Source organism: Klebsiella sp. MS 92-3, assembly GCF_000195655.1.
Lineage (GTDB): Bacteria > Pseudomonadota > Gammaproteobacteria > Enterobacterales > Enterobacteriaceae > Klebsiella > Klebsiella pneumoniae.
In genome coordinates, this window is record NZ_GL882814.1 from 26,955 (window position 1) to 38,659 (window position 11,705).

Genomic DNA, 11,705 nt, shown 5'->3' on the forward strand with positions numbered 1-11,705 from the left:
CCGCGGCCGCTGGCGCCGTGGCGGCCTCGTCCTCGGCGACCTCCAGCGCCAGCGGTAATTTTGTTGTCCAGGTGGGCGCAGTAAGCGACCAGACGCGGGCGCAGCAGTATCAGCAGCGCCTGAGCCAGCAGTTTTCTGTGCCAGGCCGGGTCATGCAAAACGGCGCGGTCTGGCGTATTCAGCTGGGTCCCTTTGCTGATAAAGCACAGGCCAGCGCCGTGCAGCAGCGCCTGCAAAGCGAAGCGCAGCTGCAGTCCTTTATTACTCGCGCCAACTAAACGCCGCGGGCCGCCCGTTCACCTCGCGCATGTAAAAGTCATTAACAAACTCATGCGCAATGTCGGATGCTGGCCCGCAGAGCATTTGCTATAGTAAGGCACTTTTTTAACTCCATCACGGATGCCGTTGTTCTGACCATGAAGACCTCTTTCACCGCTCGTTTACTCATTACGGCGCTCTCCGTTGCAGCGCTCTCCTCCGCTGCCCGCGCCGATGACCTGAATATCAAAACGATGATCCCAGGCGCCCCGCAGATTGACGCCGAATCCTGGATCCTTATCGATTACAACTCTGGCAAGGTACTGGCTGAAAACAATGCCGACTCCCGCCGCGACCCGGCCAGTCTGACCAAAATGATGACCAGCTATGTTATCGGTCAGGCGATGAAAGCGGGCAAATTCAAAGAGTCCGATCTGGTCACCGTCGGCAACGATGCCTGGGCCACCGGCAACCCGGTTTTCAAAGGCTCTTCTCTGATGTTCCTCAAGCCGGGCATGCAGGTGCCGGTTTCTCAGCTGATCCGTGGTATTAACCTGCAGTCCGGTAACGATGCCTGCGTGGCGATGGCCGACTACGTCGCCGGCAGCCAGGACGCCTTCGTCAGCCTGATGAACAACTACGTCAACGCTCTGGGCCTGAAAAACACCCATTTCCAGACCGTTCACGGTCTTGATGCTGACGGACAGTACAGCTCCGCGCGCGACATGGCGCTGATTGGCCAGGCGCTGATCCGCGACGTACCGAACGAGTACTCCATCTATCGTGAGAAAGAGTTCACTTTCAACGGCATCCGCCAGCTGAATCGTAACGGCCTGCTGTGGGATAACAGCCTGAACGTCGACGGCATCAAAACCGGCCATACCGACAAAGCGGGTTACAACCTCGTCGCTTCCGCCACCGAAGGCCAGATGCGCCTGATCTCCGCGGTAATGGGCGGCCGGACGTTCAAAGGCCGTGAGTCGGAAAGCAAAAAACTGCTTACCTGGGGCTTCCGCTTCTTCGAAACCGTCAACCCGATTAAAGCTGGCAAAGAGTTTGCCTCTGAACCGGCCTGGTTCGGCGACAGCGATCGCGCTTCGCTGGGGGTGGATAAAGACGTCTACCTGACCATTCCGCGCGGCCGAATGAAAGATCTGAAAGCCAGCTACGTGCTGAATAACACTGAGCTGCACGCCCCACTGCAGAAAAACCAGGTTGTCGGCACCATTAACTTCCAGTTGGATGGTAAAACCATCGACCAGCGTCCGCTGGTGGTCCTGCAGGAAATTCCGGAAGGTAATTTCTTCGGCAAAATTATTGATTACATTAAATTAATGTTCCACCACTGGTTTGGTTAAAAATCGAACACTTGAAAGTGTGATTTCCATCCCCATATACTATTCATCCAAGTAACCTGATAACTCCCGCCCTTGGTGGGAGTTATTATTTTGTCGTAACACCGGAGCTGACATGAAAACCAAACTTAACGAACTGCTTGAATTCCCTACGCCATTTACTTACAAAGTAATGGGGCAGGCGTTGCCGGAGCTGGTTGATCAGGTGGTGGAAGTGGTACAGCGCCATGCGCCTGGTGATTACTCGCCGTCAGTAAAACCGAGCAGCAAAGGTAACTACCACTCGGTCTCCATCACCATCAACGCCACCCACATTGAACAAGTGGAAACGCTGTACGAAGAGTTAGGCAATATCGATATCGTTCGGATGGTGCTGTAACCTTTTCCCTGACCCGGCCGCCGTGCCGGGGCTTCTCATTCCCTTCTGCACGGCTGTGATATACTCCCCAACCTGAATTCTCTCTTCCCGGCGGAGATGTTGTTTTGCAGCACAATAAAATTCTTATCCGGCAGCTTGGCCTGCAACCTTACGAACCCGTCTCGCAGGCGATGCATGAATTTACCGACGCCCGTGATGAAGATACCCTCGACGAGATCTGGCTGGTGGAACATCACCCCGTATTCACCCAGGGTCAGGCCGGTAAAGCGGAACACGTGCTGGTGCCCGGCGATATTCCGGTGATCCAGAGCGATCGCGGCGGCCAGGTCACCTATCACGGTCCGGGACAGCAGGTGATGTACGTCCTGTTGGACCTCAAGCGCCGTAAGCTGGGCGTGCGGGAGCTGGTGACGCTGCTGGAGCAAACGGTCGTCAATACCCTGGCTGAATATAGTATCGAGTCGCACCCCCGCGCCGACGCCCCTGGCGTCTATGTCGGCGAACGCAAAATCTGCTCTCTGGGATTGCGGATCCGTAAAGGTTGTTCTTTCCACGGTCTGGCGCTTAATATCGCCATGGATCTCACACCGTTTCTGCGTATCAACCCCTGCGGCTATGCCGGTATGGAGATGACGCAAATGCGCCAGTGGCAGCCTGCAGCCTCCCCGGAGACGGTCGCTCCGCGGCTGGTCGCCAATCTGCTGGCGCTGCTAAATCATCCACCGCACGAATATCTTCCCCGGGATTAAGCGGCAGGCCAACGTCCCGCTGTCAGCGGGGCGCTAAACGAGTAACACGTTATTTTTGCAATCAATTGTCACGCACGGCAACGCGGTGGGCCGCTATACTTGGCCTATCATTCCCAACCGGACTCATCGCGTGCCAGAGAATACGCCTCCGTCAGAATCTCCTGACAGACAGGATGAACGTTACGATCGTCAAATGTTTCGCATCCTGCGTAATATTGACCTCAATCTGTTGACGATCTTTGAAGCGGTATACGTACATAAAGGTATCGTCAACGCCGCGAAGATACTCAATATCACACCCTCGGCGATTAGCCAGTCAATTAACAAACTGCGGGCGCTGTTCCCCGATCCGCTATTTATCCGCAAAGGACAGGGCGTCACCCCCACCGCCTATGCCACCCATCTTCATCAATACATCAGCCGCGGCATGGAAGCTTTCCTCAGCGCGCTGGATATCACCGGTAGCCCGCACCAGCAGCGGGTGATCACTATCGCCACTACGCCAGCGATGGGAGCGCTGCTGATGCCTGGCCTGGCCAGCGCGCTGAAGCCGACCTTTCCGCAGATCCTGTTGCACAATATCGCCATCGTCGACGCCGCGAGGCAGCTTGACCAGCGCCAGGTGGATCTGCTCATTGATACCCACCTGCACAGCGGCCAGGCGATAAGCCATCATGTGCTGTATCAGGATCGGGTACAGATGTACTGCCGCGCAGGACATCCCGCGCTGGACGGTCCGCAGGATGAAACGACCCTCGCGGAGTACGAATTTGCGCTGCTGCTGCCGGAAGGCCAGCGCTACCCCACCCTCCATCGCCGACTACAGGAAGAGATGGGCGAGCGCCGCTGCGGCTTTAGCACCTTTAACCTGATGACCCAGGCGGCGATGATCGCCGGGAGCGATATGCTGGGTCTGACCACCGAACGCCTGTTCGCCATGGTGTCCCGTCTCTGGCCGCTGCAGACCCTGGATTTCCCTTCCCTCGGTGAAGAGCAGATTGACGTTGCGCTGCACTTTAATAAGCTGAGCGGGAAAGAGCCATTGCTGAAAGAGATCATCGAGACGGTGATCCGCTCGTTTAAGGCGTAGCGCACGGAAGGGAAAAGGATAAAACAACAACTATTTTACAATTTGCCGGGCAGGCAGGCTGCTTTCTGCCCCTTTTCAATGGTATACTGCCTGCTCTTGATTCAAAAATAGTTGATAATTGCAACATTTCATTGAATTAATTCGCTTTCCTTCGTGACTCGCAACTGGAACACGCACGCTATGAGTAAACCCATTGTGATGGAACGCGGTGTTAAGTACCGCGACGCCGATAAAATGGCCCTTATCCCGGTGAAAAACGTGGCAACTGAGCGTGAAGCTCTGCTCAGAAAACCGGAATGGATGAAAATCAAACTTCCGGCAGACTCGTCCCGTATCCAGGGAATCAAAGCAGCGATGCGTAAGAACGGCCTGCACTCTGTGTGCGAAGAGGCCTCCTGCCCGAACCTTGCAGAATGCTTCAACCACGGTACCGCGACCTTTATGATCCTCGGCGCGATCTGTACCCGCCGTTGCCCGTTCTGCGACGTCGCGCATGGACGCCCGGTCGCGCCAGATGCAAACGAGCCACAAAAGCTGGCGCAAACTATCGCCGATATGGGTCTGCGCTATGTCGTAGTCACCTCGGTAGACCGTGACGACCTGCGTGATGGCGGCGCACAGCATTTTGCCGACTGCATCAGCGCCATTCGCGAGAAAAACCCGTCGATTAAGATCGAAACGCTGGTTCCGGATTTCCGCGGCCGCATGGATCGCGCACTTGATATTCTGACGGTGACCCCGCCGGATGTCTTCAACCATAACCTCGAAAACGTGCCCCGTCTTTATCGTCAGGTACGTCCGGGCGCGGATTACAACTGGTCGCTGAAGCTGCTGGAGCGTTTTAAAGAAGCGCACCCGGAGATCCCGACGAAATCCGGCCTGATGGTAGGTCTGGGCGAAACCAACGACGAGATCATCGAAGTGATGCGCGACCTGCGTCGCCATGGCGTCACCATGCTGACGTTAGGCCAGTATCTGCAGCCGAGCCGTCACCACCTGCCGGTGCAGCGCTACGTCAGCCCGGAAGAGTTTGAAGAGATGAAAGCGGAAGCGATGGCGATGGGCTTCACCCACGCCGCCTGCGGTCCCTTCGTCCGCTCTTCCTATCATGCCGACCTGCAGGCTAAAGGGATGGAAGTTAAATAACCCACCGCTTCCGCCGCTGCGCGCCTGTTCGGCGCAGCGGCTCTCTCCGCTTCATCCGTTTCGCCTGTCCGTAACAGTTAGTTGCATCTTTTCTCCGCGGCGTCGACAAAAACGACAAAGGCCGCAACGATAAACGTCGCGGCCTCTTCGCCGTACCGCCAGCATCCCGTCAGGAGACGCAGCCGGAGAATTACTCTTTATGAGAGAGCTTCTGCGCCGGCGCTTCTTCTTCTGCGGTGGTTTTCTTCGCGCTATCGTCATCTTCGTTCATGGCTTTTTTAAAGCCCTTGATAGCCGACCCCAGGTCGCCGCCCAGCGTACGTAATTTCTTGGTACCAAACACTAAGATAATCAGTGCTGCGACTACCAGCAGTTTGGTAATACTAATCTCACCCATAGCTAACCTTCTTCTCTATACAAGCTGCGAATACGCCATCATACACGCATTTATCCGTCCTATTGTAATCCACCTGTGCGTGGGCTGCGTGTTTCGGCCCATAGCCTCCCCTCCGGGAGTGAGCGCTGAGATGTCCATCCTGACGTGCACAGCGAATTATTGGGATAAACAATACGGGTATTTGACGCGCGGACACAATAGCAATCTGTAACAAGGTGAATCAAGCCTTGTTTAAAAAAACGTCATAATAATTGCGGTGGCGCAAATCGTCGGTTCCGCAGCACTGGCAAACGCTCGCGAACGCGCGCAAGGTCATCCGCTGAGAGATCGGCAAAGATCAGCTGCGGCTCGCTCCCGGCCCCCGCCAGAGTGGTCCCCAGCGGATCGACGATGCGGCTCAGCCCGATATTGCGCGTTCCGCATTCGCCTGCCGCCACGATATAGCAGGTAGTATCGAGAGCGCGTGCCGCCAGCAGCGTCGCCCAGTGATGCTCTTTCTGCGGCCCTTTCACCCATGCAGCGGGCAGCACCAGCAGCTGTGCCCCATTCAGGGCCAACGAAAGCGCCAGTTCCGGAAAGCGAAGATCGTAGCAGGTCATCAGGCCAACGCGTAATCCCGCCACCTCAATCACCGGCGGGATCTGCTGACCGGGATCCACCCGCCGGGACTCCTGCATCGCGAAGGCGTCATATAGATGAAGTTTATGATAATGGGCAATCACTGCGCCTTCCCGCAATACCACCAACGTGTTGGTCGCTCTCCCCTCCCCTGACGGCACATGGAGCGTCAGGACCGTGGTCAGGCTGTTACGCCTGCTCTCGGCCAACAGCGGCTGCAAAAATGCGCCATCCAGCGGCTGGGCCGATTTAACTGACAGATCCGGGTTGTTGTCATCCCGCGCCAGCAACGCCTCCGGCAGCACCAGCAGCGCCGCCCCTTCTCGCTCCGCCTGCTGCATCATCGCCACACAGGTTTGCGCATTCGTCCGCCATATTGGCGTGACGGCAAATTGTCCTGCCGCTACCCGCATGTTCTTCTCCCGTCAGGTTATGGATAGCCAATCGCGCCCGATGCGCGCTACACTTGACACTCTCTTACATCAAATAGCAGGAAACGACCGTGTTTCAACTTCTTTGCGCCGTTTTTATTGGCGGCGGCACCGGCAGCGTATTGCGCTGGTGGCTCGGCATGAAGCTCAATCCTGTGCACCATGCTATCCCGATTGGGACTCTAACGGCCAACCTGTTAGGCGCCTTTGTGATTGGCGCCGGGCTGGCGTGGTTTAATCGTCTGACCGGTATTGACCCGATGTGGAAACTGCTGATTACCACCGGTTTCTGCGGCGGCCTGACCACGTTCTCCACCTTTTCTGCAGAAGTGGTGTTTCTCCTGCAGCAGGGCCGGGTAAGCTGGGCGCTGCTCAACGTCGCGGTGAATTTGCTGGGTTCGTTTGCAATGACGGCGGTCGCCTTCTGGCTTTTCTCGCAGGCGGCCAGCCGCTAAAAGCGAAGGAGACAGGCAAAAAAAAACCCGCTTATTAGCGGGTTTTTATATTCTACTGACGCGTTGCTTACAGAGCGATGACGTTTGCAGCAGAAGGGCCTTTGGCACCGTTAGTGATTTCGAACTCTACGCGCTGACCTTCAGCCAGAGTTTTGAAACCGTTGGACTGGATTGCAGAGAAGTGTACGAATACATCTTTGCTGCCATCTTCCGGAGTAATGAAACCGAATCCTTTGGACTCATTAAACCACTTAACGTTACCTTTAATCTTAGACATCAAAATTACCTTTATATGAAAAATCGACACTAATGCTGTGTCGGGTATCAGTACACCAATTGTGGTACCTTTTGTCCAGTGCAACTTTGCTAAAAAGTGATAAAAGTCGCTATCTTTTTTAGTGGGTAACGCTTTAGTCCTTGTTTTTGCACAAGACCTTCCGCTTATCTCATTTATTGCTAAGACTTAGCGAATTAAAACTGGATGCGCGCCCAGGCGAAGTAAACGTTACCGTTATTGTAGGTGCCGGGAATATAGGTCATCTGGAAAGTTGCCGGACCGTAACCTATTGACGCCAATGGCAAGATCACCGGGATCGGGATGTAGTTCCAGTTATCGCGCGCCGTGACGCCGAGGGTATAGCCAAGGCCGAGGTGGAAATTCTGGTCCGTCAGCGGGCGCCAGGTTTTCTCCCACCCGTAGCCGCCGATGGGCTCCCACTTATTAAAAGAGTCTTTAAACGCCATCAGGTACAGGCCATGCCAGTTCCCTTTCTCATCCCAGCGCGAGACGCCGAAACCTGCCCCCCACGGACGTTCGTTATACTTATCGGTTTTTTCCTTGTCATAGGCAAAGCGCGCATGCCAGGTGATGGCTGGAACGTACAAATCATAGTGCTCCGGCTCATTCCAGGTCTGCGCTACGTTATTACTTAAGGTATGGTAACCTTCGCTAAGGGTCGATGAAAACGACGCGCTGGCGTTTCCGGACACCAATAACCATCCTAAAAAACCAAGAGAAAACAATGAAAAACGACGTAACATCAACACTTTTCTATTACCACTTTGATTTAAAAGCCACCTAAAATAGCAAAGATAATCTCAATGCAGGTTGAACGAAATAAGGCAAACTCCTGATTTTCGCCCGCTGTCCATCAGAACGGCTTAACTATCCATCTGGTGATTATATCCAGGCGTGATGGGGGACGTGTAGTTCTTATCGCTTTATTGATTTGCATCAGCGAGTTTTGTCCGTTTTTTCGGCACATTCGCACATTAAAATTTGGTGTGGTGCTTTTTAGCTACATATTCTTTGGGTTTAGGGGTAATAAATGCTGACGTTTATTGAGATCCTGATAGGGATCGTGGTCATTGTGGGCGTAGCCCGCTATATCATTAAAGGCTACTCGGCCACCGGGGTGCTGTTCGTCGGAGGCTTAATCTTACTGATCGTCAGCGCCCTGCTGGGACATAAAGTGTTACCGGGTAATACCGCGAGCACCGGCTATTCCGCTACCGATATTATTGAATACATTAAGATTCTACTCATGAGCCGCGGCGGCGATTTGGGTATGATGATCATGATGCTGTGCGGCTTCGCCACCTATATGACCCATATTGGCGCTAATGATATGGTGGTCAAATTAGCGTCGAAGCCGTTGCGCTATATTAATTCGCCCTATCTGCTGATGATTGCCGCCTATTTTGTCGCCTGCCTGATGTCGCTGGCCGTCTCCTCCGCGACCGGCCTTGGCGTACTGCTGATGGCGACGCTGTTCCCGGTAATGGTGAATGTCGGTATCAGCCGCGGGGCCGCCGCCGCCATCTGCGCCTCACCGGCGGCGATTATCCTCTCGCCAACCTCGGGTGACGTCGTCCTGGCGGCCAAAGCCGCTGAAATGCCGCTGATCGACTTTGCTTTTAAAACCACGCTGCCGATCTCCATCGCGGCTATTATCTGCATGGCGATCGCCCACTTTTTCTGGCAGCGCTATCTGGATAAAAAAGAGCACATTTCTCACGAGATGCTCGATGTCAACGACATCACCACCACCGCCCCGGCGCTGTATGCCATTCTGCCGTTTACCCCGATCATCGGCGTGCTGATCTTTGACGGTAAATGGGGGCCGGAGCTGCACATTATCACCATCCTCGTTGGCTGCATGCTGCTGGCGGCGATCCTCGAGTTCCTGCGCGGTTTCAACACCAAAAACGTCTTTAGCGGGCTGGAAGTCGCCTACCGTGGAATGGCCGACGCCTTCGCCGGCGTAGTGATGCTGTTGGTTGCCGCCGGCGTCTTTGCCCAGGGGTTAAGCACTATCGGCTTTATCAACGGTCTGATCTCAATCGCCACCTCCTTCGGCTCGGCCAGTATTATTCTGATGCTGGTGCTGGTGATCCTGACCATGCTGGCGGCGATGACCACCGGTTCCGGTAATGCCCCGTTCTACGCCTTCGTTGAGATGATCCCCAAGCTGGCGCACTCCTCCGGCATCAATCCGGCCTACCTGTCGATTCCGATGCTGCAGGCTTCTAACCTCGGCCGCACAATATCGCCCGTCTCCGGGGTGGTGGTCGCCGTTGCCGGGATGGCGAAGATTTCCCCATTCGAAGTGGTCAAGCGCACCTCAGTGCCGGTGCTCGTTGGCCTGCTGGTGGTGATCGTTGCTACTGAAATCCTGGTGCCCGGCAGCGCGCTCCACTAATGGTCTAACCACGCGAAAAGGCGCCAGCGGGCGCCTTTTTTATGCTTTAATAACTCCCCGTTATCTTTTGCCATCCATAATCAGGAATAAAAATGTTCAGGAAGGATTTCGCCGCGATTGCCCTTGTGCTTACCGCCACTCAGGCCGGTGCTGAACCGCTCACCGCGACGCGATACGCTGATTTTGACCGCTACGTCCTTGCCCTCTCCTGGCAAACCGGATTCTGTCAGAGCATGTATGACCGCAATCGCAACGAACCGGAAGAGTGTCGCCTGCAGCAGGACACCGCGAATAAAGCCGACTTTCTGACCGTGCATGGCCTGTGGCCCGGGCTGCCAAAGTCCATTGCCGCGCGCGGAGTGGATGAACGTCGCTGGATGCGCTACGGCTGCGCCACGCGTCCGGTGCCCAACATGCCGGAGGTAAAAGCGAACCGCAAATGCCAGGCGGCGGAGACCGGACTGTCGCTGGAGATGGCCAATAAACTTAATAATGTGATGCCGGGATCGGGCGGCACCTCCTGTCTGGAACGCTACGAATATGCCAAACATGGCGTCTGCTTCGGCTTCGATCCCGACAGCTACTTTGGCGCCATGGTGCGACTAAACGGTGAAATTAAGCGCAGCCCGGTGGGGGATTTTCTCGCGAAGCACTATGGCCAAACGGTCAGCCGCGCCGACTTCGACGCCGCCGTGGCCCGCGCCTGGGGTCCGCAGAGCGTGAAGGCGTTTAAGCTAACCTGCAACGGTAATCCGGCCTATCTGACGGAGATGCAAATCTCGCTCAACGCCGCGACCATCAACGCCCCGCTGGCCACTTCCGCTTTTCTGCCCCAGCCTCACCCGGGTAACTGCGGCGCACAGTTTATCCTCGATAAGGTTGGTCACTAGCGCAAAGCGGGATGCTGATTGGAAAACACCGTCCGCCGGATGGTGTTGCACGCTGAATGTGCGTTTCATCACTTCAAACTGCCGGCAACTCTCAGTATGATGGTAGGACCTTAACCCTGGCCCCTTTCGGCGAGGGTTTTCTTTTACGGACAGGTTCCTGGATAACATGGAGTATGCAATGACCAGACCCGCAATCATCATTAATGAACTGGATGCCGAACGTATCGACAGGCTGCTGGAGCAGCCGGCTTTCGCCAACTCACCGGTTGCCGATGCCCTGAATGAGGAACTCGACCGCGCGCAAATGCTGGCCCCGGAAGCGATGCCGCATGATGTCGTCACCATGAATAGCAGGGTAAAATTCCGTGATTTAACCAGCGGCGAAGAGCGCGTGCGGACGCTGGTGTTTCCGTCACAGGTGACCGACAGCGCCAGCCAGCTCTCCGTCCTCGCGCCGGTGGGCGCCGCGCTGCTGGGCCTGAAAGTCGGCAGCACCATTCACTGGGAGCTGCCGGGCGGCGCATCGACGCACCTGGAAGTGCTGGAGCTATTGTACCAGCCGGAAGCCGCTGGCGAATTCCACCGCTAATCCCGCTGCCTGAGGCGTTTCGCGCTTTATTCAGAGGATGTCCGCACATCCTCTTTCTGCTGTTTTCCCGCCGCTTACCCTTTTTTACGCTTTGCGCCTGCCTGGCTGACAGTTTTGCGACCTGAATGACACAATATCCGCATATAATATGTTGATATAGACGCAAACGAACAAGGAGGATTGCATATGTATAAGACTATCATTATGCCGGTTGATGTCTTTGAGATGGCGCTGAGCGATAAAGCCGTCCGGCACGCGGAGTTTCTGGCCCAGCAGGACGGGGTGATCCATCTGCTCCACGTCTTACCGGGTTCCGCGAGCTTTACCATGAGCCGTTTTACCGCCGACCTGCGGCGGTTTGAGGAACATCTGCAGCATGAGGCGGAGACTCGCCTGCAGACGATGGTCAGCCACTTCAGCATTGACCCGTCTCGTATCAAGCTACATGTCCGTTTTGGCAGCGTGCGCGATATGGTCAACGAGCTGGCCAGCGAAATTAACGCCGACGTGGTAGTTATTGGCTCACGCAATCCCTCCATCAGTACCCACCTGCTCGGCTCCAATGCCTCAAGCGTGATCCGCCATGCCCATATCCCGGTAATGGTCGTCAGGTAAGAATGACGAAAAGAGTATAAAAAAAGAAGGG

General features: G+C 55.4%; 15 protein-coding genes. 11 read left to right on the top strand and 4 right to left on the bottom strand.

The features are described 5' to 3' along the window. From HMPREF9538_RS13150 to lipA, 6 genes are all read left to right on the top strand, one after another. Window positions 1-278, top strand: a 278-nt coding sequence (locus HMPREF9538_RS13150) for an SPOR domain-containing protein (RefSeq protein ID WP_009485191.1), incomplete at its 5' end; no start/stop codon positions are given. Window positions 279-416: 138 nt separating this feature from the next. Next, window positions 417-1,616: a D-alanyl-D-alanine carboxypeptidase DacA gene (dacA, locus tag HMPREF9538_RS13145; protein WP_002894539.1), complete on the top strand. Its 1,200-nt coding sequence runs from the start codon at window positions 417-419 to the stop codon at window positions 1,614-1,616. Between the two features lie 112 nt (window positions 1,617-1,728). After that, window positions 1,729-1,992 carry a DUF493 family protein YbeD gene (ybeD, locus tag HMPREF9538_RS13140; RefSeq protein ID WP_002894474.1) on the top strand — a complete coding sequence of 88 codons (264 nt, stop codon included), beginning with the start codon at window positions 1,729-1,731 and terminating at the stop codon, window positions 1,990-1,992. 104 nt (window positions 1,993-2,096) lie between these two features. Further along, window positions 2,097-2,741, top strand: a complete 645-nt coding sequence (gene lipB, locus HMPREF9538_RS13135; protein ID WP_002894472.1) for a lipoyl(octanoyl) transferase LipB — start codon at window positions 2,097-2,099, stop codon at window positions 2,739-2,741. Between the two features lie 130 nt (window positions 2,742-2,871). Then, the gene (locus HMPREF9538_RS13130) at window positions 2,872-3,831 is read left to right on the top strand and encodes a YbeF family transcriptional regulator (RefSeq protein WP_004220154.1); all 960 of its coding nucleotides are present in this window, start codon (window positions 2,872-2,874) and stop codon (window positions 3,829-3,831) included. Between the two features lie 180 nt (window positions 3,832-4,011). Then, window positions 4,012-4,977 (top strand): lipoyl synthase, encoded by a 966-nt coding sequence (gene lipA, locus HMPREF9538_RS13125; RefSeq protein ID WP_002894467.1) that lies wholly within the window; start codon window positions 4,012-4,014, stop codon window positions 4,975-4,977. Window positions 4,978-5,167: 190 nt separating this feature from the next. Here the strand turns inward: lipA and tatE are convergent, their stop codons facing one another. Both tatE and HMPREF9538_RS13115 read right to left on the bottom strand, forming a co-directional pair. Continuing rightward, a complete protein-coding gene (tatE, locus tag HMPREF9538_RS13120; protein ID WP_002894464.1) occupies window positions 5,168-5,374 on the bottom strand; it encodes a twin-arginine translocase subunit TatE in 207 nt (68 codons plus the stop codon). A 242-nt stretch (window positions 5,375-5,616) separates the two neighbouring features. Next, window positions 5,617-6,405 (bottom strand): deaminated glutathione amidase, encoded by a 789-nt coding sequence (locus HMPREF9538_RS13115; RefSeq protein ID WP_009485192.1) that lies wholly within the window; start codon window positions 6,403-6,405, stop codon window positions 5,617-5,619. Window positions 6,406-6,494: 89 nt separating this feature from the next. Between HMPREF9538_RS13115 and crcB the strand changes: the two genes are divergently transcribed. Continuing rightward, on the top strand, window positions 6,495-6,878 hold the full coding sequence (crcB, locus tag HMPREF9538_RS13110) for a fluoride efflux transporter CrcB (RefSeq protein WP_002894459.1): 384 nt from the start codon (window positions 6,495-6,497) through the stop codon (window positions 6,876-6,878). 67 nt (window positions 6,879-6,945) lie between these two features. Here the strand turns inward: crcB and cspE are convergent, their stop codons facing one another. Together cspE and pagP are read right to left on the bottom strand one after the other, a co-directional pair. Beyond that, window positions 6,946-7,155, bottom strand: coding sequence for a transcription antiterminator/RNA stability regulator CspE (cspE, locus tag HMPREF9538_RS13105; protein WP_002439184.1), 210 nt, complete (start codon window positions 7,153-7,155; stop codon window positions 6,946-6,948). A 194-nt stretch (window positions 7,156-7,349) separates the two neighbouring features. After that, a complete protein-coding gene (pagP, locus tag HMPREF9538_RS13100) occupies window positions 7,350-7,868 on the bottom strand; it encodes a lipid IV(A) palmitoyltransferase PagP (RefSeq protein WP_002894414.1) in 519 nt (172 codons plus the stop codon). 338 nt (window positions 7,869-8,206) lie between these two features. On the opposite strand from pagP, the gene dcuC reads away from it, so the two are divergent. The 4 genes from dcuC to uspG all read left to right on the top strand — a co-directional run bounded on the left by dcuC (window position 8,207) and on the right by uspG (window position 11,674). Further along, a complete protein-coding gene (gene dcuC / locus HMPREF9538_RS13095; RefSeq protein ID WP_004142371.1) occupies window positions 8,207-9,580 on the top strand; it encodes an anaerobic C4-dicarboxylate transporter DcuC in 1,374 nt (457 codons plus the stop codon). Window positions 9,581-9,672: 92 nt separating this feature from the next. Next, window positions 9,673-10,470, top strand: coding sequence for a ribonuclease I (gene rna, locus HMPREF9538_RS13090; RefSeq protein ID WP_004176884.1), 798 nt, complete (start codon window positions 9,673-9,675; stop codon window positions 10,468-10,470). Between the two features lie 178 nt (window positions 10,471-10,648). Then, window positions 10,649-11,059 (top strand): nucleoside diphosphate kinase regulator, encoded by a 411-nt coding sequence (gene rnk, locus HMPREF9538_RS13085; RefSeq protein WP_002894404.1) that lies wholly within the window; start codon window positions 10,649-10,651, stop codon window positions 11,057-11,059. A gap of 186 nt (window positions 11,060-11,245) precedes the next feature. Then, the gene (gene uspG, locus HMPREF9538_RS13080; RefSeq protein WP_002894401.1) at window positions 11,246-11,674 is read left to right on the top strand and encodes a universal stress protein UspG; all 429 of its coding nucleotides are present in this window, start codon (window positions 11,246-11,248) and stop codon (window positions 11,672-11,674) included. The last annotated feature ends 31 nt before the right edge of the window (window positions 11,675-11,705 follow it).

Bases quoted from the DNA above. Each gene is read 5' to 3' on its own strand.
- dacA (WP_002894539.1), top strand. From the start codon at position 417: ATGAAGACCTCTTTCACCGCTCGTTTACTCATTACGGCGCTCTCCGTT.
- ybeD (WP_002894474.1), top strand. From the start codon at position 1,729: ATGAAAACCAAACTTAACGAACTGCTTGAATTCCCTACGCCATTTACT.
- lipA (WP_002894467.1), top strand. From the start codon at position 4,012: ATGAGTAAACCCATTGTGATGGAACGCGGTGTTAAGTACCGCGACGCC.
- tatE (WP_002894464.1), bottom strand. From the start codon at position 5,374: ATGGGTGAGATTAGTATTACCAAACTGCTGGTAGTCGCAGCACTGATT.
- HMPREF9538_RS13115 (WP_009485192.1), bottom strand. From the start codon at position 6,405: ATGCGGGTAGCGGCAGGACAATTTGCCGTCACGCCAATATGGCGGACG.
- cspE (WP_002439184.1), bottom strand. From the start codon at position 7,155: ATGTCTAAGATTAAAGGTAACGTTAAGTGGTTTAATGAGTCCAAAGGA.
- dcuC (WP_004142371.1), top strand. From the start codon at position 8,207: ATGCTGACGTTTATTGAGATCCTGATAGGGATCGTGGTCATTGTGGGC.
- rna (WP_004176884.1), top strand. From the start codon at position 9,673: ATGTTCAGGAAGGATTTCGCCGCGATTGCCCTTGTGCTTACCGCCACT.
- rnk (WP_002894404.1), top strand. From the start codon at position 10,649: ATGACCAGACCCGCAATCATCATTAATGAACTGGATGCCGAACGTATC.
- uspG (WP_002894401.1), top strand. From the start codon at position 11,246: ATGTATAAGACTATCATTATGCCGGTTGATGTCTTTGAGATGGCGCTG.